The sequence below is a fragment of the Chimaeribacter coloradensis genome (genome assembly GCF_002858715.1).
Lineage (GTDB): Bacteria > Pseudomonadota > Gammaproteobacteria > Enterobacterales > Enterobacteriaceae > Chimaeribacter > Chimaeribacter coloradensis.
Genome location: NZ_PJZH01000089.1, coordinates 1 through 361, shown reverse-complemented (window position 1 = coordinate 361; position 361 = coordinate 1). Strand labels below are relative to the sequence as shown.

Genomic DNA, 361 nt, shown 5'->3' with positions numbered 1-361 from the left:
TTGAACATACGGATGCGGGTATGTGTCGGCATCATCTGTTTCCTGTGAGTTGACGGGAATGAAGGCGCATCAACGTTCTGACGTGCTCTGGTAATGCTGGTATTGGCGCTGGATGGCAATCTGATCGGCGATGTATTTCGCATCGTGCCACACCCCCCAAATGAAGGTTGACCCCCGGCGGGAGAGCCAGGGAAGGCCAAGAAAATAGACGCCCGGTTCGCTCGACACCCCGCGATGGTGCTGCGGTTTATGCTGCTCATTAAAGGCATTCACCTCCAGCCAGCGGTAATCCGCGACATAACCGGTCGCCCAGATAATGGCGGTAATCCCTGCCCCGGCGAGATTAAGCTCCCGCGTGGGG

General features: G+C 57.1%; 1 pseudogene. It reads right to left on the bottom strand.

Annotation, left to right across the window (positions count from 1 at the left end):
• Nucleotides 1-69: 69 nt before the first annotated feature.
• Nucleotides 70-361, bottom strand: a pseudogene (locus tag CYR32_RS21270) (FAD-dependent oxidoreductase); the annotation flags it as partial.